The organism is Sulfitobacter sp. 1A12779, assembly GCF_043557315.1.
GTDB classification, from domain to species: Bacteria; Pseudomonadota; Alphaproteobacteria; order Rhodobacterales; family Rhodobacteraceae; genus Sulfitobacter; species Sulfitobacter faviae.
The window spans coordinates 233,716-253,303 of the sequence record NZ_JBIFFU010000001.1; the positions used below are offsets into that span (position 1 = coordinate 233,716).

Sequence of the window (19,588 nt, forward strand, 5' to 3'; positions counted from 1 at the left end):
GGCCTTTAGGCGATACGTTCGATTGCCATGGCGATGCCTTGCCCGCCGCCGATGCACATGGTGATCAACGCGCGGTTGCCACCAATCCGCTCCAATTCATACAGCGCCTTCACGGTGATGATCGCGCCCGTCGCGCCGACCGGGTGACCAAGCGCGATGGCCCCGCCGTTCGGGTTCACCTTTGCCGGGTCGAAGCCCAGTTCCTTGCTCACCGCCAGTGCTTGGCTCGCGAAAGCCTCGTTGCTTTCGATCACGTCGAAGTCATCGGCCTTCAGCCCGGTGCGTTCCAGCAGGCGGCGCACGGCGGGGACCGGGCCGATGCCCATAACCTCGGGGCGCACGCCGGCGTGGGCATAGCCGAGGATGCGGGCGCGAGGCGTCAGCCCGGCAGATTTCGCGGCCTCTGCGCGGGCCAGCACCAGCGCCGCCGCACCGTCGTTGATGCCGCTGGCGTTGCCCGCCGTAACGCGGCCGTCTTTCTGGAACACGGGACGCAGCCCGGTCAGCGCCTCTGCCGTGGTCGCCTTGGGGTGTTCGTCGGTGTCGAAGGGCACCATGTCGCGCTTCACCTTGACCTCGACTGGCACGATCTGGTCCTTGAAATGCCCTGCCGCGATGGCCGCCGCCGCGCGTTCTTGGCTTTGCAGGGCGAAGGCGTCCATCTCTTCGCGGGTGATCGTGTGTTCATCCGCCACGTTCTCTGCCGTCACGCCCATATGCCCGGTGCCGAAGGGGCAGTTCAGCGTGCCCAGCAGCATGTCGAGGCTGCGTGCATCGCCCATCTTCTGGCCCCAGCGGGCGTCGGGCAGCACATAGGGCGCGCGCGACATGCTTTCGGCACCCCCGGCCAGCGCGAAGTCTGCATCGCCCAGCATCAGGCTCTGGGTGGCCGAGACCAGCGCCTGGACGCCCGAGCCGCAGAGCCGGTTCACATTCATCGCTGGCACCTCGTCAGGCACGCCCGCGTCGCGCGCGGCGACGCGGCTGAGGTACATGTCGCGCGGCTCGGTGTTGATGACGGTGCCAAAGACGACATGGCCGATCTGCGCCGGGTCAACGCCCGCCCGTTCCATCGCCGCCGCCGCGACGGTGCTGGCCAGCTTGGTGGGCGGGATGGCGGCAAGCGCGCCGCCGAAAGTGCCGATGGCGGTGCGTGCGCCGCTCAGGATGACGATATCGTCTGACATGAAACTCTCCTCTAATCGTTGGCGCCACTATGGGGGGCGGGCGCGGCAAAGTCAGGAGAAACGTCCCGTCATGCGACAGCTTGACAGGGAGGGGGCGCCGCGCGACATATCCGCCATGACGGACAACACCGACAAGATCCTGACACAGCTGCCCGCCCGCCTGAAAGAGGCGCGGCAGGGGCAGGGGTTGTCGCTCGACGCCGTGGCGAAGCTCTCGGGCGTGTCGCGCTCTATGGTCAGCCAGATCGAGCGCGGCGAATCGAGCCCCACCATCGCGACGCTGTGGAATCTCACCCGCGCGCTTCAGGTGGATTTCGCCGGCCTTCTCGACGCCGCCCCCGGCGAGCCGCAGATCGAGGTATTGCGCAGCGCCGCCGTGCCGACGATCAGCAATCTGGGCGACGGTTGCCGCATTCGCATCCTGTCCCCGCCCGAGGAGGCCGGGCATCACGAGGTCTATGAATTGCTCATCGGCGAGGGCGGCGTGCTCGACAGTGCGCCCCACACCCGCGGCGCGCGCGAGCATCTCAGTGTCTTCGAGGGCGCGGTGGAGGTCACCAGCGGCAGCGGGACCGAGCGGCTGCAGGCCGGCGACACTGCGCGCTATGCCGCCGACGTGCCCCATGCGATCCGCGCGACCGAGGGGCCGGTGCGCGCCTTTCTGGTGGTTCAAGACGCCTAGTTTCCGCAATATCGGAAAAATTCCGCCATTTAGGAAATCCTCTATTTCGGAATCGCCTCCGCTATGGTAGAATCTCCCTGAAAAGGAGAGCCTCATGACCCAAGCATTTCTGTCCCATGTCACCGACACCCTGTCCGAGATCGACGCCGAGGGCATGATGAAGCGCGAGCGGCTCATCACCACCCCGCAGGGCGGCGAGATCGCAGTGGGCGACCGCGAAGTCATCAACCTTTGCGCCAACAACTACCTCGGCCTCGCCGATCACCCCGAGCTCATCGCCGCCGCCAAGGAAGCGATGGACGAGAAGGGCTTTGGCATGGCCTCGGTCCGTTTCATCTGCGGCACGCAGGACATTCACCGCGAGTTGGAGCAGAAGCTGGCCAGCTTCCTGGGCCATGACGATTCGATCCTCTTCGCTGCCTGTTTCGACGCCAACGGTGGGCTCTTCGAACCGCTGCTGGGGCCGGAAGATGCGGTCATTTCAGACGCGCTGAACCATGCCTCGATCATCGATGGCATCCGGCTCTGCAAGGCCAAGCGCTACCGTTATGCCAACAGCGACATGGAGGATCTGGAGGCCAACCTGAAACAAGCCCGCGAGGACGGCGCGCGCTTCATCATGATCGCCACCGATGGGGTCTTCTCGATGGACGGCTACCTTGCCAAACTGCCCGAGATCGTGGCACTGGCCGAGAAATACGAGGCGCTGGTGATGGTCGACGATTGCCATTCCACCGGCTTCATGGGGCCAAAGGGCGCGGGCACCCCGGCGCATCACGGGGTGAAGGTCGACATCGTGACAGGCACGCTGGGCAAGGCGCTCGGCGGGGCGATCGGCGGCTATATCGCCGGGCCGCAGCCGGTGATCGATCTGCTGCGCCAGCGCGCGCGGCCCTATCTGTTCTCGAACTCGCTGCCATCCTCCATCGTGCGCGCCGGCATCCGGGCGCTGGAACTGGTCGAAGACGGCGATGATCTGCGTGCACGCCTTTTCGAGAATACGAAATACTGGCGCGCGGGGCTGGAGAAGTTGGGCTTTGACCTGCTGCCCGGAGAGCATCCCATCGTCCCCGTGATGCTGGGCGAGGCGCAGCTGGCGCAGGACATGGCCGCCAAGCTCTTTGAGGAAGGCGTCTATGTCTCGGGCTTCTTCTTCCCGGTGGTGCCGCGCGGTCAGGCGCGCATCCGCACCCAGATGAATGCGGCCCTGACGCGCGAACAGCTCGACCGCGCGCTGAAAGCCTTCGAGACGGCCGGCAAGGCCTGCGGGGTGATCTGATGGCGACGAACGAGATGAAGGCACTGGCCAAGCTGCACCCCCGCGAGGGGCTGTGGATGACCCATGCGCCGGTGCCCGAGGTCGGCCCCGAGGACGTGCTGATCAAGATCAACAAGACCGGCATCTGCGGCACCGATATCCATATCTGGAACTGGGACGACTGGGCCGCCGGGACCGTGCCGGTGGGGCTGATCACAGGCCATGAATTCGCCGGCGAGATCGTGGAGCTGGGCCGCAATGTCGAAGGGCTGGAGATCGGCCAGCGCTGCTCGGGCGAGGGGCATCTGATCGGCAAGCAGTCGCGGCAAAGCCGGGCGGGCAAGTTCCACCTCGATCCCGCGACGCGGGGCATTGGGGTGAACGAGCAGGGGGCCTTTGCGCAATACCTCAAGCTGCCCGCCTTCAACGTGGTGCCGCTGCCGGACGAGATTTCCGACGACATCGGCGCGATCCTCGATCCCTTGGGCAACGCGGTGCATACTGCGCTCAGCTTCGATCTGGTGGGCGAGGACGTGCTGATCACCGGCGCGGGGCCGATCGGCATCATGGCCGCCGCGGTGGCGCGTCACGTCGGCGCGCGGCATGTGGTGATCACGGATGTGAACCCCGACCGGCTGGCGCTGGCCGAGAAAGTCGCCGACGTGGTGCCGGTGAACGTGGCCGAGGAGGACTTGGCCGATGTGATCCCGCGGCTGAAGATGAAGCAGGGTTTTGACGTCGGGCTTGAGATGTCGGGCAACCAGCAGGCGCTGGACCAGATGGTGGAGGCGATGACCATGGGCGGGCGCATCGCCATGCTGGGAATCCCGCCGGGCAAGTCGCCGGTGGACTGGAGCCGCATCGTCTTTAAGGCGATCACCATCAAGGGCGTCTATGGCCGCGAGATTTTCGAGACCTGGTACAAGATGATCGCAATGTTGGAGAACGGGCTGGACGTCTCGGGGATTATCACCCACCGCTTCGGGGTGGATGACTTCGAACAGGGGTTCGCCGCGATGAAATCGGGGCGGTCGGGCAAGGTGGTGCTGGACTGGAACTGAGCCACTCAGGGGCGCAGGCGATTGCGCCCCTGTTGCGTGAGGACCCAAACGTCCTCCCCTTCGAACACCGCTGCGCAGAGCGGTTTGCCATAGCCCGCCCCGGTGTCGAGGTTCACCCGGTTGCCATAGTGCATGGCGCTGTCGACCGGCGTGTGGCCGTGGACGATCACCTTGGGGTGGGGCGCGGTGTGTTGGTGAAACTCCTTGCGGATCCACAGCAGATCATTCTCGCGCTGATCGTCCAGCGGCACCTCGGGGCGGATGCCCGCATGGGCAAAGAACAGGTCGGGCGTTTGATGTGACAGGGCGAGGGTCTTGAGGAAATCCACATGGCTCTGCGGCACCTCTGCGCGGGCTTTCTCATGCACCTCTGACATCCGGTCGCGCCCGCTGACCGAAACCCCGTAGGACCCCAGCGTCGTATCCCCGCCCAAACGCGGGTTAAGCCAGTTAAGCTCTACCAGCAAAAGCGGATCGTGGCGGGGGAAATCCTCCATGAACCAACTGAACATCCGGTCGTGATTGCCCATCAGGAAGGTCCAGTTGCGGCCCTCGGCCTTGCCTTGGGCCAGCCGCTCAATCACCGCTTTGCTGTCGGGGCCGCGGTCGGTGTAATCACCCAGAAAGACGATCTGCGCCTCCGGCCCGCCGTCTTCTTCGATCAAGGTCAAAACGCGCTCAAGCTCGGCGGCGTAACCGTGGATGTCTCCGATGGCATAGATGGGGCTGGGCATGATCGTTCCTGTCCTTCTGCACCCCCTCGTGATGCCGCAAAGCGGCGGGGAAGGGAAGGCTTAGGCCCGACAATGCCCTAAAAGCAAAAGCGCCCCACGAGGGGGCGCTTCCAGATTGTGCAGGTCGTGCGGGCCTTAGACCACGTCGAATTGCAGCGGCTTGATCTGCCGGAACATGCCGGTGTCGCGCAGCTTGCCGATCACCGTCTCGGGCACCTGATCATCGACATAGAGCAGGGCAATCGCCTCGCCCTTGGCGGTGTGGCGGCCAAGGGTGAAGTTGGCGATGTTCACGCCGTTCTCGCCCATGGTCTGGCCCAGTGTGCCGATGATGCCCGGCACGTCTTCGTTGGTGGTGTAGAGCATGTGCTCCCCGATCTCGGCGTCGATGGTGATGCCCTTGATCTGGATGAAGCGCGGCTTGCCGTCCGAGAAGACGGTGCCCGCGATGGAGCGCTCGCGCTTCTCGGTCACCACGGTCACCTTGACGTAGCCGTCGAAGACGCCGGATTTGTCCTGGTTGGTGGTGGAGATCTGGATGCCCTTTTCACGCGCGACCACGGGGGCGGAGACCATGTTCACGTCCGGGTTGGCGCGTTTCATGATGCCCGCCACGACGCCGCAGTTCAGCGCCTTGAGGTTCATCTTGGCGACCGAACCGTCGTAGAGGATGTTGATCGCCTTGATCGGCTCGTCGGTCATCTGGCCAATGAAAGCGCCGAGATGGCCAGCCAGCTTGACCCACGGCCCCATGACCTTGGCTTCCTCGGCGGTGACCGAGGGCATGTTGAGCGCGTTGGTCACGGCACCCGTGAGCAAGTAGTCGGACATCTGCTCGGCCACTTGCAGGGCGACGTTCTCCTGCGCTTCGGTGGTCGCGGCACCGAGGTGCGGGGTGCAGACCACGTTGGGCAGATTGAAGAGCGGGTTCTCCTTGGCCGGTTCCTCTGCAAACACGTCGAAGCCCGCGCCCGCCACATGGCCCGACTTCAGCAGGTCGGCCAGCGCTTCCTCGTCCACCAGACCGCCGCGGGCGCAGTTGATGATGCGCACGCCGGGCTTGGTTTTTTCGAGGTTCTCGCGGCTCAGGATATTCGCGGTCTGCTCGGTGTAGGGCACGTGCAGGGTGATGAAGTCGGCGCGGGAGAGAAGTTCGTCCAACTCGACCTTCTCGACGCCCATCTTCTCAGCCTTTTCTTCGCCCAAGAAGGGGTCATAGGCCACGACCTTCATCTTGAGGCCCCGCGCGCGGTCGCAGACGATGCCGCCGATGTTGCCCGCGCCGATCACGCCCAGCGTTTTGCCGGTCAGCTCGACGCCCATGAACTTGGACTTCTCCCATTTGCCCGCATGGGTGGAGGCGCTTGCCTCAGGAATCTGCCGCGCCACGGCGAACATCATCGCGATGGCGTGCTCCGCGGTGGTGATCATGTTGCCGAAGGGCGTGTTCATCACGATCACACCCTGTTTCGAGGCGGCTTCCTTGTCGATGTTGTCGGTGCCGATGCCCGCGCGGCCGATCACCTTAAGGTTCGGCGCGTTGGCGAGGATCTTTTCCGTCACCTTGGTGGCCGAGCGGATGGCGAGGCCATCATAGTTGCCGATGATCTCGGCCAGCTTGTCTTTGTCCTTGCCCAGATCGGGTTGGAAATCCACGTCGATGCCGCGGTCGCGGAAGATCTGAACAGCAGCTTCGGAGAGTTTGTCGGAGATGAGTACTTTGGGGGCCATTTCTCTGGTCCTTCATAAACGGGGTCAGCGGTGCGCAGAAACGCGCAGCCGACGAGAGGGGGGAGTAGGGTGCGCGATCCTCGCGCACCATCGCGTCACGCGTTGATTTCGGCTTCAAAAGCCCATTCGAGCCAAGGCAGCATCGCTTCGATGTCCGCCGTCTCGACCGTGCCACCACACCAGATGCGCAGGCCCGGAGGGGCATCGCGGTAGGCGCCGATGTCGAGCGCTGCGCCCTCATCCGCCAGCCGCTTGGCCACGGCCTTGGCAAAGGCGGCGCCGTCTTCGATGCGGTCGTCGGTGAACTTCAGGCAGACCGAGGTGTTGGAGCGTGTCGCGGGATCGGTGGCGAGGAAGTCGATCCAGTCATGCGCTTCGACGAAATCGGCCACGGCCTTGGTGTTGGCATCCGCCCGCGCGATCAGGCCTTTCAGGCCGCCCACGGATTTGGCCCAGTCCAGCGCCAGCAGGTAATCCTCGACGCAGAGCATCGACGGCGTGTTGATCGTCTCGCCGCGGAAGATGCCCTCGTTCAGCTTACCGCCCTTGGTCAGGCGGAAGATCTTGGGCAGCGGCCACGCGGGGGTGTAATTCTCCAGCCGTTCCACGGCGCGGGGGGACAGGATCAGCATGCCATGCGCTGCTTCGCCGCCCAGCACCTTCTGCCAAGAGAAGGTTGTCACATCGAGCTTGTCCCACGGCAGGTCCTGCGCGAAGGCGGCAGAGGTCGCGTCGCAGAGCGTGAGCCCCGCGCGGTCCGCCGGGATCACGTCGCCGGTCGGTACGCGCACGCCGGAGGTCGTGCCGTTCCAGGTAAAGCAGACGTCGTTGTCATAGTTCAGCGCGGCCATGTCGACGATCTCGCCATACTCGGCGGTGTGGACCTGCGCCTCGATCTTCAGCTGCTTGACCACATCGGTGACCCAGCCCGCGCCGAAGCTTTCCCAAGCGACCATCTCGGCGGGCCGTTCGCCCAGGAGCGACCACATGGCCATCTCGAAAGCGCCGGTGTCGGAGGCGGGCACGATGCCGATGCGGTAGTCGGCGGGCACGCCAAGCACTTCGCGGGTGGTCTCGATCGCCTGCGCGAGCTTGGCCTTGCCGGGCGCGGCACGGTGGCTGCGGCCCAGCGGGGCATCGCCAAGCTTGGTCAGATCGAATGTGGGGATTTTGGCGCAGGGGCCGGAGGAGAAACGCGGGTTTGCCGGTACGGCAACAGGTTTCGCTTCCGGGCGCGGTGCCGGTTGTTCAATAGCCATTGATGCTACCCTCTCAGATATTCGCCCTTCGTTGGGGAAGGGTGTCCCACTTGCCGGGATACGCGGGGAGGCCGGGCTGGTGCAAGTCGCAAAATGACGCTAGGACGCCGGTCATGTCGCTTTGCGCGGCGCGAATGATGCGGATCGGAAACTTATGTTCACGGCAATCTTGTTGACCTCCCCCACCAACCCCAGCCTCGACCCCGCGCTGGTGGAAAGCCTGCGCAATGCTTGGGGCGGGGGCGACGCGCTTTGGCTGGCCCCGGATGAGGCGGCGGAGTTTTCGCTGGCCCAGATGCCGGAAAACCGTTGGGATGTCTGGGAAAGCTGCCAGTCCATGGGGGTCGATCTGGTGATCGTGCCGACAGAGGGCCGCCGCAAGAAGATGCTGCTGGCCGATATGGACAGCACGATGATCCAGCAAGAATGTATCGACGAATTGGCCGATGAAGCAGGCGTCGGGGAGCGCGTGAAAGAGATCACGGCCCGCGCCATGAACGGTGAGTTGGATTTCGACGGCGCCCTGCGCGAACGGGTCGGCCTGCTTAAAGGTCTGGAAGCCAGCGTGATCGACAAGGTCTTGGCTGAGCGGATCACCCTGATGCCCGGCGGCGGGGCGCTGGTGGGCACGATGAAGGCCAATGGCGGCTATGCCGCACTGGTCTCGGGCGGGTTCACCGCCTTTACTGCCAAAGTGGCCGAGATGCTGGGCTTTGATGAGAATCGCGCCAATACGCTGCTGGTTGAACAGGCCGCGCTGACGGGCGATGTGGGGCTGCCGATCCTTGGGCGTGAGGCCAAGGTGACTGCCTTGGAAGAGATTACGGCAAAGCTGGGGATCACCGAGGATCAGGTCATCGCCGTGGGTGATGGGGCCAATGATCTGGGCATGTTGGGGCGCGCGGGCATGGGCGTGGCGCTACATGCAAAGCCTTCTGTCGCGGCGGAATGTGACATCCGCATCAATTTTGGCGATCTGACCGCGCTGCTGTTCGTGCAGGGCTATGCGCGTAGCGAATTTGCGGGCTGAGCCTGCCCGCGTGGCACTGCCGCTTCGTTTCATCCAAGCGGCAGCGCGAGTGGCTTAAAGCAGCCCCGCCGCTGGTTTCAGCATCCCGGTTTCAAGCCCGCGCCAGTTCTTGATCGGCGCGTTCATCCGCTTGAGCGCGGCGGGGTGGTTGGCGTCCAGCGCCCCCAGTTTGACCATCAGCGCGGTGATCGCACATTCGGCGGCGCGGGTGGTGCCGCAGGCGGCTTTCAATGCGATGCCCAGTTTGCGCTCGGGCCAGATGGCGATGAAGAAGCCTTCGGCCCCGGTCTTCAAGGCGACCTTGCCGTCCATCGCCCGCATCAGTTCTGTGCAGGCACGGCCTTCGCCCGCGACGAGTTCGGGGTGCAGGCGCATGGCTTCGTGCAGGCGCGCCTCGGCAGAGCCTTCGGGCGCGGCGGCGAAATGGACCATGGCGCGGGCCATACCGTGCAGGGTGCAAGCGTAATTCGGGGCCGAGCAGCCGTCGATCCCATAGCCGGGGGAGGTTTCTTGGGTGACCGTCTCGAAAGCTTCAAGGCAGGCTTTTTGCACCGCGTGCTCTGGCTTTTCGTAATCCGCACCGCCACCCAGATGTTGGTTCAGCGTCAGGAAGCCTGCGTGTTTGCCCGAGCAGTTGTTGTGGATCTGGCAGGGTTTCTCATGGGCGCGGATCAGCCCCTCCATCGCGTCGCGGTCGGCGGGCTCCTGCGGGCCGCAGCGAAAGGCGTCGTCGTCCAGACCCAGCGTGTCGAGCCAGACGCCCACCCGGTCGGTGTGGATGGCGGCCCCTTGGTGCGAGGCGCAGGCCAGCGCCAGTTGCTCGGTGCTCAGCCCCGCCTTGTCCGCCGCGCCGGAATTGATCAGCGGCAGCGCTTGGATCATCTTGGAAGACGAGCGCGGCAGAATGACCTTTTCCGGGTCGCCCCAAGCCTCGACGATCTGGCCGCTGGCGTCGCAGATCACGGCGTGACCGGAATGCACGCTTTCCAGAAAGGGTCCGCGCCAGATTTCCGCAAAGGGGGCTGCTTTGGTCATGAGGTTCATCCTGTTTCTGGGCGAAAACCTGCCAATCAGGGTTTCGTCGGTCGCGCGTTTGCCGTTATTGTGGTTGGTGTCGAACAGATAACAGACACCCGCAAGAGAGCAACCCGCCCGAGGTTGCCCGGTTGGGGTCTGTGGACGTGTTGAGGTCAAGGACGGCTGGAGGCTGGACAGATGGGAATGATGAAGACATGTGGTCTTGCACTTGGGGCGCTCGCCCTTGTGGCGAGCGGCGCAGTGGCGCAGGAGCAGAGCACCAACCGGGTGGCTGCCAAGACCGACTGGAGCGTCTTTGTAGAAGATAACCCGACAGAATGCTGGGGCGTCTCGACGCCTAAGGAAGTGGTCAACACGCGCGATGGGCGTGTCGTGGCTGTGAACCGGGGCCAGACATTGCTGATGGTATTCTACCGCCCTTCGGCAGAGGCCAAGGGTCAGGTTGCTTTCACCGGCGGCTATCCTTTCGCCTCGGGCTCGACCGTGACGATGAGCATTTCGGGCAATACCTATGAGCTGTTCACCGAAGGCGAATGGGCGTGGCCCGCGACAACGGCGGATGACGCCAAGATCATCGCCGCGATGAAACGCGGTGCGGATGCGACGCTGGTCGGCAAGTCTTCGCGCGGGACGCAGACCAAGGACACCTTCTCGCTTCTGGGCTTCACCGCTGCGGTTGAAGATGCGGAGAAGCGCTGCGGGGGGTGAGCCTCTGAGACTTGAGAGTTTGGGACGGCCTCGCGATTGCGGGGCCGTTTTTGTTTGGGGTGAACGTGCCACCCGGGCCCGGGGCAAGCCGCAGGCGCCGGGCCATCGCCTGCCCGCCCCACGGGTAGGCGATTTGGTGAGGCTGTGTGTGACTTCGCAGGGCTTACACCATGATTGAAGCATCAAGTGGTATCGAAAATATGTTGGTTCGCAGACCCGCGGGCAGGCGATGGCCCTCGCACGAAAAAGCCGCGGCTTCCTTTCGGGAGCCGCGGCTAAGGATACGTCGTATATTCCGATGTCAGGCCGCCCGCGAGAGCGGCGCCGCCACCTCTTCCTCGATAAACGCGCCGTGCAGCGCCTTGATCACCGGTTGCAAGCTCTCCCGCTCGACGATGAACTGCACGTCCACGTTGCGCGGCCCTTGGCTCGCGCCGATCGCCGTCTCGCCAGCCTCTGCGATGGCCACGAGGCCCCGTTGCAGCACCGAGAGACCGTTCAGATCGCGCCCGATGACCGAGGCCATGGACAGCGTGCGGGTGGTGATCTCGGCGGTGGGGTAAATCTCGGCCAGATCCTTCTCCACCCGGCGCATCGTTTTCAGCGAAGCGTCCAGATAATGGGTGATCGTATTGGCGTTCGAGACTTTCGAGACAATCCGCACGTTGTGGCGTGTCAGTACGTCGAGGATCGCGGTGTCATAGCCTTTGACGCCGACCATGTCCTGCTCGAACAGTTCAAGCGTGACGATGTCCAGACCGGTCACGATTTCCACCGCGGGCGCTTCGGCCTGACGGTCATCGATCAGCGTGCCGGGGTCTTCGGGCTCGAAAGCATTGGTCACGCGCAGCGGCACGTCGGCTTGGCGCAGGGTCTTGGCCGCCTTGGGGTGGATCGCCTCCATTCCCATGTTCGACAGCTGATCCGCCACGTCGTAGTTGGTGCGGCCGATCTTCTTGACGGCATGTTCACCGACAAGCTTCGGGTCGCAGGACGACAGGTGGAATTCCTTGTGAATGATCGCCTCCCGCGCGCCGGTGAGAGCGGCGAGCTTGGAGAATGTCACCTCGGAATAGCCGCGGTCGAACTCGCGCATCAGACCTTCGGCGCATTGCGCGTAGCCTGTGACGATGGGCATTTCCGTATGAGGGTCGATGCCCTCCATCGCCTGCGCGATGCGCTCATCGAGGGTCACATTGCCCTCGTCACGCCACCCCGAGAGGTCGACGAAACGGGCGTTCACGCCAGCGCGTTGCAGCAGGATTGTGGTGACGAAGGCGGAATGCGCCTCGCCCAGACCGGACAGCAACTCGCGGATTTGCAACATGTGTTCCGACAGGCGGAAGTGGCCATAGGCGCAGAGGCGCTGTAGGTCAATCAGGCAGTTGCGGGCACCATGGGTGCGCTCGGAGACAAAGGCGTCGGCCTGTTCGATGTCACCGGGATGCTCCAGCACCTCGCGGTGCACGCGCTGCATCTCGGCCGAGACGCGGGTCAGCGCCTCGTGCCAGCCGTGATCGTTGCTGGCATTGGCCAAATGGGCGTAAACGCCCGGCTCGCCGGATTTCTTATGCTCCAGCAGCAGGTTCGTGATCCCGCCAAAGGCGGAGACCACGAAGACGCGCCCATAGATGTCCGCGCCCTTACGGTCACCGACAAAGAGCGTATCTTTGAGTTGGTTCACGCGGGACATGGACGTCCCGCCGATTTTTTCGACAGTGTGGGACGGTTGAGTCATAAAACTTAAGCGACCTCCTCGGCAGGCGCATAGGAACCATCTTCGCGGTGCACTTCGTTGCCGGTGACCGGCGGGTTGAAGCAGCACGCCATGTGCAATTCTTCCTCTGCGCGCAGGGTGTGTTTGTCGTTCAGGTTCAGGGCGTACATCACGCCGGGGGTGATCTCATGCGTCTCGCCGGTGGCAAGATCGGTGATCGAGCCTTTGCCCTTCATGCAATAGACGCTCTCGAAGTGATGCTTGTAGTGGAACGTGTGTTCCGACCCGGCCTCAAGCACGGTGATGTGGAAGGAAAACCCCATCCCGTCATCGGCCAGAAGCATCCGTGTGGAGGTCCAATTCGCATCCGCCACGTGACGGTCTGTGCCCTGAAGTTTGTTAAAATCGCGTACAATCATCGGTATTACTCCGCTGCCAGTTTCATGTTGCCCGTCACATCGCGGGTCGCTTGAAGAAGGATATCAAAGCCTTCGCGCATAACCTTCTCCGGCGTGGTGAGCGGGGCAAGATATTTTACGATCTCGTCGTTCGCGCCCGATGTTTCGATCACAAGGCCCAATTCATAGGCACGCGCGCAGATCGCACCGGCCAGCTCGCCTGAGCCGACGTCGACGCCCTGCATCAGGCCGCGGCCTTTCAGCGTGGCGCCGTCGACCAGATCGGCCACATCCTTAAGCGCAGTGGTCAGCAGCACGGCTTTCTCGGCCAGCGACTTTTCGAAGGTGTCATCAGACCAGAACTTCTCAATCGCGACGCGGGCGGTGACGAAGGCATGGGTGTTGCCGCGGAAGGTGCCGTTGTGCTCGGCGGGCTTCCAGATGTCATGCTCCGGCGCGATCAGCAGGGCCGCGAAGGGCAGGCCAAAGCCGGAAAGCGATTTCGCTTGGGTGATCATGTCAGGCTTGATGCCGGATGCCTCAAAGGAAAAGAAGCTCCCCGAACGGCCACAGCCCGCCTGAATGTCGTCGACGATCAGCAGCGCACCATGTTTGCGGGCGATCTTTTCGATGCCCTGCATCCATGCGTCGGAGGCCGCGTTCAACCCGCCTTCGCCTTGGATCGGCTCAAAGATAAAGGCCGCGGGCGCGTCGATGCCCGAGGAGGGGTTCGACAGCATCGCGTCGATCATCTCAAGCGTGTCCACGTTCTCGCCCAATGCGCCTTCGAAGGGCATGTGGGTGACATCGGCCAGCGAGCCGCCGCCCGCGCCGCCGCGTTTGCCTTTGTTGCCAGTCAGCGCCAGCGCGCCCATGGTCATGCCGTGGAAACCGTTGGTGAAAGAGATCACGTTGGTGCGGCCTGTTACCTTGCGCGCCAGCTTGATCGCGGCTTCGACGGCATTGGTGCCGGTCGGGCCGGTCATCATAACCTTATAGTTCATGCCGCGCGGCTTGAGGATTTTCTCCTCATAGGCTTCGAGGAAGGCCGCCTTGGTCTCGCTATGAAAGTCGAGGCCGTGGGCGATGCCATCCGCGGTGATATGCTCCACCAGCGCCTGCTTCATGTCCGGGTCATTGTGCCCGTAGTTCAGCGAGGAGCAGCCGGCGAGGAAGTCGATGTAGCGGTTGCCTTCGCCATCGAACATTTCCGAGCCGCTGGCGCGGGTGAAAACGGCGTTCATACCGCGGCAGTAGGAGCGGGCTTCGCTCTCGCGGCGGGTAAAGATGGTCGTGTTCTGTGCCATGTCCTTAGGCATAGGAATTCCTTTCTCTTCTAGAGAGTCTGTCGTGTGAATTGTCAGCTGCGGTTTACGCGGCGCGTTTCAGCGCGGCGGCCTCGGGCAGCGTGATTGTCACCATATGTTCGGTGTCATGCGCGCCCTCGAAGTGGGCGTCTTTGGTAAAGTGGGGCGCATCGGAAAGATCGCCGCCGATGTGGTTCGCAAAGCTGCGGAACAGCCCCCAAGAGGCGTCGTTGTCGCGGGTGATCGTGGTTTTGAGGGTCTTGGCGTCCTCGGTCTCATCCCGGTTCACCAGTTCCATCAGCATGGTTTTCCCCAGACCAAGGCCACGGGCCTTGGGGCTGACGGCGACCTGCCAGACAAAGAAAGCATCTTGGGCAGGGATCATATGGCCGGAGATCCAGCCCACGATATCACCGTCCAACTCGGCCACCACGCAGGTGTCGCGGAAGTGGTCGGCTTGGATCAGGTTCGCATAGAGCGAATTTTCGTCGAGCGGTTTACAGTCGCGAATCAACCGCCAGATGGCGGCTCCGTCCTCGGCATTGGGCTTGCGCAGCTTGGGTGTGCGGGCTTTTTTCATGTCGAGTTTATTCTGCATCCGTTCGTGGCTCCCTGATTGTTTCGATAGGCTAAATAAGTCATGCGCGATGATACTTCAACAATCAAAGCAAATTACTTCAAGATGCGCTTATAGCGTGATTTAAGCGCCATAGAACTGTGCATATTTGTTTCGTTTTCCGAACGAAATTAGGCGGCTTCGCTTAGCTATACTAAGCGATCGGGCAGGTTTTGAGCGATTGCTGAGAATGCCGCCAATGTGCAATGATGCACCATGACGCAGAAACATCCCGACCGGGTCGACGAAAGTCTGATCGCTTTGCGCCGCATTTTGCGGGCCACCGAACTCTATGCCCGCGATCTGGCGCAGGCCGCGGGGGTGACCCCTGCGCAGCTGCGCGTTTTGCAGATCGTGGGAGAGAAGAAAGACCCGACGGCCAAGACCCTCGCCAATCAGATGGGTGTGAGCCAAGCCACCGTGACCGCCTTGGTCGACAAGCTGGTGGCGCGCAGCTTGGTCTCGCGCCAGCCTTCGGCGCAGGACCGTCGCCAGACCAACATCACCTTGACCACCCAAGGCGAGGATGTGTTGGAAGAAGCCCCCGATGCGCTGCAACAGCGCTACGTCCGCGCCTTTGCGGATCTCGCCGATTGGGAGCAGGCGCAGCTGGTGTCGTCGTTGGAGCGTGTGGCGGCGATGTTGAACGTGGACAGTCTGGATGCCGCGCCGGTTCTCGCGACGGGGGAGTTGCGCACAAGCAAGAAGACCTATTGAGCGCGGTCCCAGACCTCGGCGGCCAAACCCTTTTGCAAATCGCGCCTTTTCTTATATAGAGACCCATCCCTAGCCAGTGAGTCTTTGAAATGTCCGCTTCCGCGCCCATCACCCAAGACGTGATGACCCTTCCCCGTAAGCTGCCCGAAGGGCCGATCAACCTTGTCGGCCTGACCCGCGACGCCATGCGCGACGCGCTGATCGCCCATGGCACGCCCGAGAAACAAGCGAAGATGCGTGTGGGGCAGATTTGGCAGTGGATCTACCAGTGGGGCGTGCGGGATTTCGACGCGATGACCAACCTCGCCAAGGGCTACCGCGCTCAATTGGCTGAGAAATTTGTGATCGAAGTGCCCGAGGTGGTGACCCGTGCGGTGAGCGAGGATGGCACCCGCAAATACCTCGTGCGGATCGCGGGCGGTCATGAGGTCGAGGTGGTTTACATCCCCGAAGAGGGGCGCGGCACGCTTTGTGTATCCAGTCAAGTGGGCTGCACGCTGACTTGCTCCTTCTGCCACACCGGCACGCAGAAGCTGGTCCGCAACCTCACGGCAGGGGAGATCATCGGTCAGGTTATGGTGGCGCGTGACGATCTGGGCGAATGGCCTGAAATCGGCGCGCCAAAGGATGAAACTCGGCTTTTGAGCAATATCGTGCTTATGGGCATGGGCGAGCCGCTCTACAACTTCGAGAACGTGCGCGACGCGATGAAGATCGCGATGGACCCCGAAGGCATCCAGCTGTCGCGCCGCCGCATCACGCTGTCGACTTCCGGCGTCGTGCCCGAGATTCACCGCACCGCCGCCGAGATCGGCTGCCAGTTGGCCGTGTCCTTCCACGCCACCACCGACGAGGTGCGCAACAAGCTGGTGCCGATCAACAAGCGTTGGAACATTGAGGCGCTGCTGGAGGCGCTCAAAGCCTACCCCAAGGTCAGCAATTCCGAGCGGATCACTTTTGAATACGTGATGCTGAAGGACGTGAACGACAGCGACGAGGACGCGCATCGTTTGGTCAAGCTGATCGAGGGCATCCCGGCCAAGATCAACCTCATTCCCTTCAATGAATGGCCCGGCTCGCCCTATGAGCGGTCGTCGAACAACCGCATCCGGGCTTTTGCCAACATCATCTATCAGGCCGGCTATGCCTCGCCCATTCGCACCCCGCGGGGCGAGGACATCATGGCGGCCTGCGGTCAGCTAAAATCGGCGACCGAACGCGCGCGCAAGTCGCGCAAGCAGATCGAGGCCGAGGCGGGGATGGGCGGTTAAGCCAGCCCCGCGCGGTCCCGTGCCAGCGCTTCTGCAGTGACACCCTCGGCGGCGATGTCGCCGGGGATTTCCTCACCCCGCACCAATGCCGCCGCCGCGCGCGCCAGCGCCGGGGCGGTCTGGATGCCGTAGCCGCCCTGACCGGCGAGCCAAAAGAAACCCTCTCCCTCGGGATCGAACCCCGCCACCGGATCGCCATCGGGGAGGAAGCTGCGCAGCCCGGCCCAGCGGCTTTCGATGCGCGGGCGCTCCAAGTCGAAGGCGGTTTCGATCCGGTCGATGCAGATCGCGATATCCAGTTCCTCGGGCTGCGCGTCGCAGGGCGGCGAGGGCGTGGCATCGGCGGGCGAAATCAGCAGCTTGCCCGCATCGGCCTTGAGGTAGAACTGCTCGTCGATATCCACCACCATCGGCCAACGGTCCGGCACCATGCCCGCGGGCGGGGCCACCGTCAGCGCCGTGCGGCGTTTCGGGGTGAGGCCCGCAGGTTTCAACCCGGCCAGCGTGGCGATCTCATCCGCCCAAGCCCCTGCGGCATTGACGATCACCGGGGCGTGGAAGGTGCCTTGGTTCGTGTCGACCTGCCAGTCACCCTCTTTGCGAAGCGCTTGCACCTCGGCCTTGGTTTGCAAAACGCCGCCCGTCACGCGGAAGGTCTTGAGGTAATGCTGATGCAGCCCGTTCACGTCGATATCCGCCGCCGAAGTGTCCTGCAGCCCGCCGGTGGCATAGCCTTTGCGCAGCAGCGGCACGCGCGTCTCGACCTCGGTCCCGCTCAGCGGGGTGACATGGGGGCACAACTCCTCAGCAGTGCGGGCGAGCGATCCTTGCTGGTCCTGCCGCGCGACGAAGACCGCGCCGCGGGGTTCCAGCAGCGGATGCGCCAGATGCGGGCTGGCAGGGTCGTGAAAGAAAGCGGCAGAAGCGCGGGAGAGGGCGCGGATCACCTCAGGCCCATAGGTCACGGTAAACAGCGCGGCGGAGCGGCCCGTGGTGTGATAGCCCGGCTGGCTTTCGCGCTCCAGCAGCAGCACCCGGCGGTCGCTGGACAGTTCAGCGGCGATTGAAGCGCCCGCTATGCCCGCACCGATCACGATGCAATCGAAACCTGTTGTTGAATTGTTCATACTCTGCCCTCTCTGCGCTGAGGCTAGCACCGCCCGCGGCGGGGCAAAAGGGCCGAAGCGCGGTCCGCCTCTGCCCCTGCGGGCAATCGGATAAATCCGCCATATTGTTGCAATTGCATGAAATTTTCGTCCGGCGCGGCAAAGCCGTTGACCGAACGCCCCCGCCCGGCGCAGTCTGTCACAAAGGGCGCATGCGGTGATGCCGAACACGCCCCGACCCACAGGAGTGCTGCCCCATGTCCGAACTGACCCTTTCCAAAACCCTTCCCGCGCTGACGCTGGCCTTTGGCCTGATGGCCTCGGCTTCCGCCGCTGCCGAGCTTGTCATCGGCATGCAGCAGGAGCCTACGTCGCTCGATCCCACGGCGGATGCCACCGCCTCCATCGACAGCATGATGACGCAAAACGTCTTCGAATCGCTGACCACCGTGGCCGAGAACGGGGAAGTGCAGCCTAATCTCGCGACCTCTTGGGAGGTGTCGGATGACGGGCTGACCTATACCTTCACACTGGCCGAAGGCGTGACCTTCCACGACGGCAGCACGCTGGACGCCGAGGATGTCGTCTATTCCTTCGACCGCGCCATGGGTGAAGACAGCGTGAACCCGTCGAAGGACATTTTCGAGCCGATCGAAAGCGTCAAGGCCGTGGATCCCCAAACGGTCGAGATCACGCTCACGAACAAGGATGCCTTCTTCCTGTTCAACATGGGGCAGGGCGACAGCGCCATCGTGGCTTCGGAAAGCGTGGAGACCAACAACGCCAACCCGGTGGGCTCCGGCCCCTTCAAGTTCGACAGCTGGACCCGCGGCGACCGGCTGACGCTGGTCAAGAACCCCGATCACCGCGATGCGGCCGAGGTGGCGCTCGACAAGGTGGTCTTCCGCTTCATCTCAGACCCGGCCGCCGCCACCGCGGCGATGATGGCTGAAGAACTCGACGCTTTCCCCGGCTTCCCCGCGCCGGAACTGCTGCCGCAGTTCGAGGCCGACCCGCGCTTCCGCGTCAACGTCGGCTCGACCGAGGGCGAGGTGATCCTTGCCATGAACAACGCCAAGCCGCCTTTCGACAATGTCGAGGTGCGCCGCGCCGTGGCCACCGCCATCGACCGCGATGAGATCATCGAGGGCGCGATGTATGGCCAAGCCGTGCCGATCGGCAGCTTCTACCCGCCGCATGGCACCGCCTATGTCGACCTGACGGACGCCTATCCGCATGACAGTGCCAAGGCCGAGGAGATGTTCGAGGCGGCGGGGGTCGCGGGGGCCACCATGACCCTGCGCGTGCCGCCGTTCCCTTACGCCACACGCTCGGCCGAGATCATCCAGAACCAACTGTCGGAGGCCGGGATCGACGCCAAGGTCGAGAATGTCGAATGGGGCTTCTGGATCGATGAGGTCTACAAGAAGAAGAACTACGACATGACCATCATCGCCCACACCAGCCCCAATGACATGGGCAATTTCGCCCGCGGCCCGGATTATTTCTACGGCTACGACAATGCCGAGATGACCGCCCTGTGGGAGAAGATCCAAACTGAGGTTGATCCCGAGGCGCGCAACGAACTGCTCAAGCAGGGCCAGCAGATGCTGTCCGACCAGTCGGTGCATGGCTTCCTGTTCCAGCTGCCTCTCCTGGGCGTCTTCCGCCAAGAGGTCGAAGGCTACTGGTCCTCCTCGCCCGTGCTCTACATGCCGCTGAAGAACGTGCGCATCGCCGACTGACCTGAAACGGCCGCGGTGCCCCC

The 19,588-nt window shown here is 63.4% G+C and carries 18 protein-coding genes; 8 read left to right on the forward strand and 10 right to left on the reverse strand.

What is annotated here, in order from left to right; genetic code table 11:
- Positions 1 to 5: 5 nt before the first annotated feature.
- Positions 6 to 1,187, reverse strand: a complete 1,182-nt coding sequence (locus tag ACGYLQ_RS01140) for an acetyl-CoA C-acyltransferase family protein (protein ID WP_394439875.1) — start codon at positions 1,185 to 1,187, stop codon at positions 6 to 8.
- A 115-nt stretch (positions 1,188 to 1,302) separates the two neighbouring features.
- Between ACGYLQ_RS01140 and ACGYLQ_RS01145 the strand changes: the two genes are divergently transcribed.
- From ACGYLQ_RS01145 to tdh, 3 genes are all read left to right on the forward strand, one after another.
- Positions 1,303 to 1,869, forward strand: a complete 567-nt coding sequence (locus tag ACGYLQ_RS01145) for a helix-turn-helix domain-containing protein (RefSeq protein WP_394440233.1) — start codon at positions 1,303 to 1,305, stop codon at positions 1,867 to 1,869.
- Between the two features lie 94 nt (positions 1,870 to 1,963).
- On the forward strand, positions 1,964 to 3,148 hold the full coding sequence (locus tag ACGYLQ_RS01150; protein ID WP_394439876.1) for a glycine C-acetyltransferase: 1,185 nt from the start codon (positions 1,964 to 1,966) through the stop codon (positions 3,146 to 3,148).
- A complete protein-coding gene (gene tdh, locus ACGYLQ_RS01155) occupies positions 3,148 to 4,188 on the forward strand; it encodes an L-threonine 3-dehydrogenase (protein WP_394439877.1) in 1,041 nt (346 codons plus the stop codon). The genes ACGYLQ_RS01150 and tdh overlap by 1 nt, the downstream gene beginning before the upstream one ends.
- A 5-nt stretch (positions 4,189 to 4,193) precedes the next feature.
- Here tdh and ACGYLQ_RS01160 read toward each other — a convergent pair whose 3' ends face one another.
- The 3 genes from ACGYLQ_RS01160 to ACGYLQ_RS01170 all read right to left on the reverse strand — a co-directional run bounded on the left by ACGYLQ_RS01160 (position 4,194) and on the right by ACGYLQ_RS01170 (position 7,912).
- Complete coding sequence (locus tag ACGYLQ_RS01160) at positions 4,194 to 4,922, reverse strand: metallophosphoesterase family protein (protein WP_394439878.1); 729 nt, start codon at positions 4,920 to 4,922, stop codon at positions 4,194 to 4,196.
- Between the two features lie 135 nt (positions 4,923 to 5,057).
- Positions 5,058 to 6,653, reverse strand: a complete 1,596-nt coding sequence (gene serA, locus ACGYLQ_RS01165; RefSeq protein WP_394439879.1) for a phosphoglycerate dehydrogenase — start codon at positions 6,651 to 6,653, stop codon at positions 5,058 to 5,060.
- A 95-nt stretch (positions 6,654 to 6,748) separates the two neighbouring features.
- The gene (locus tag ACGYLQ_RS01170; RefSeq protein ID WP_394439880.1) at positions 6,749 to 7,912 is read right to left on the reverse strand and encodes a phosphoserine transaminase; all 1,164 of its coding nucleotides are present in this window, start codon (positions 7,910 to 7,912) and stop codon (positions 6,749 to 6,751) included.
- Positions 7,913 to 8,066: 154 nt separating this feature from the next.
- Between ACGYLQ_RS01170 and serB the strand changes: the two genes are divergently transcribed.
- Positions 8,067 to 8,942 carry a phosphoserine phosphatase SerB gene (gene serB / locus ACGYLQ_RS01175; protein WP_394414673.1) on the forward strand — a complete coding sequence of 292 codons (876 nt, stop codon included), beginning with the start codon at positions 8,067 to 8,069 and terminating at the stop codon, positions 8,940 to 8,942.
- 54 nt (positions 8,943 to 8,996) lie between these two features.
- Here serB and ACGYLQ_RS01180 read toward each other — a convergent pair whose 3' ends face one another.
- Complete coding sequence (locus tag ACGYLQ_RS01180; protein WP_394439881.1) at positions 8,997 to 9,977, reverse strand: asparaginase; 981 nt, start codon at positions 9,975 to 9,977, stop codon at positions 8,997 to 8,999.
- Positions 9,978 to 10,163: 186 nt separating this feature from the next.
- Here ACGYLQ_RS01180 and ACGYLQ_RS01185 point away from each other — a divergent pair, with 186 nt between their 5' ends.
- Positions 10,164 to 10,688: an invasion associated locus B family protein gene (locus ACGYLQ_RS01185; RefSeq protein WP_082851954.1), complete on the forward strand. Its 525-nt coding sequence runs from the start codon at positions 10,164 to 10,166 to the stop codon at positions 10,686 to 10,688.
- A 301-nt stretch (positions 10,689 to 10,989) separates the two neighbouring features.
- On the opposite strand, the gene ACGYLQ_RS01190 is transcribed toward ACGYLQ_RS01185, so the two are convergent.
- From ACGYLQ_RS01190 to ectA, 4 genes are read right to left on the reverse strand one after another with little or no spacing between them, the layout of a single operon-like run.
- On the reverse strand, positions 10,990 to 12,426 hold the full coding sequence (locus ACGYLQ_RS01190) for an aspartate kinase (protein WP_067261587.1): 1,437 nt from the start codon (positions 12,424 to 12,426) through the stop codon (positions 10,990 to 10,992).
- 5 nt (positions 12,427 to 12,431) lie between these two features.
- Entirely contained in the window at positions 12,432 to 12,824 is a 393-nt protein-coding gene (locus ACGYLQ_RS01195) for an ectoine synthase (RefSeq protein ID WP_394439882.1), read from the reverse strand.
- A 5-nt stretch (positions 12,825 to 12,829) separates the two neighbouring features.
- The gene (gene ectB, locus ACGYLQ_RS01200) at positions 12,830 to 14,122 is read right to left on the reverse strand and encodes a diaminobutyrate--2-oxoglutarate transaminase (RefSeq protein WP_394439883.1); all 1,293 of its coding nucleotides are present in this window, start codon (positions 14,120 to 14,122) and stop codon (positions 12,830 to 12,832) included.
- A gap of 52 nt (positions 14,123 to 14,174) precedes the next feature.
- Positions 14,175 to 14,708, reverse strand: coding sequence for a diaminobutyrate acetyltransferase (ectA, locus tag ACGYLQ_RS01205; protein WP_067261582.1), 534 nt, complete (start codon positions 14,706 to 14,708; stop codon positions 14,175 to 14,177).
- Positions 14,709 to 14,942: 234 nt separating this feature from the next.
- On the opposite strand from ectA, the gene ACGYLQ_RS01210 reads away from it, so the two are divergent.
- Together ACGYLQ_RS01210 and rlmN are read left to right on the forward strand one after the other, a co-directional pair.
- Positions 14,943 to 15,443, forward strand: a complete 501-nt coding sequence (locus ACGYLQ_RS01210; protein WP_271688566.1) for a MarR family winged helix-turn-helix transcriptional regulator — start codon at positions 14,943 to 14,945, stop codon at positions 15,441 to 15,443.
- 89 nt (positions 15,444 to 15,532) lie between these two features.
- On the forward strand, positions 15,533 to 16,714 hold the full coding sequence (gene rlmN, locus ACGYLQ_RS01215) for a 23S rRNA (adenine(2503)-C(2))-methyltransferase RlmN (RefSeq protein WP_394421238.1): 1,182 nt from the start codon (positions 15,533 to 15,535) through the stop codon (positions 16,712 to 16,714).
- Here the strand turns inward: rlmN and ACGYLQ_RS01220 are convergent.
- Positions 16,711 to 17,841: an NAD(P)/FAD-dependent oxidoreductase gene (locus ACGYLQ_RS01220; protein ID WP_394439884.1), complete on the reverse strand. Its 1,131-nt coding sequence runs from the start codon at positions 17,839 to 17,841 to the stop codon at positions 16,711 to 16,713. The two genes, rlmN and ACGYLQ_RS01220, sit on opposite strands and share 4 nt — an antisense overlap.
- A gap of 236 nt (positions 17,842 to 18,077) precedes the next feature.
- On the opposite strand from ACGYLQ_RS01220, the gene ACGYLQ_RS01225 reads away from it, so the two are divergent.
- Positions 18,078 to 19,565, forward strand: coding sequence for an ABC transporter substrate-binding protein (locus tag ACGYLQ_RS01225; RefSeq protein WP_394439885.1), 1,488 nt, complete (start codon positions 18,078 to 18,080; stop codon positions 19,563 to 19,565).
- Positions 19,566 to 19,588: the final 23 nt, after the last annotated feature.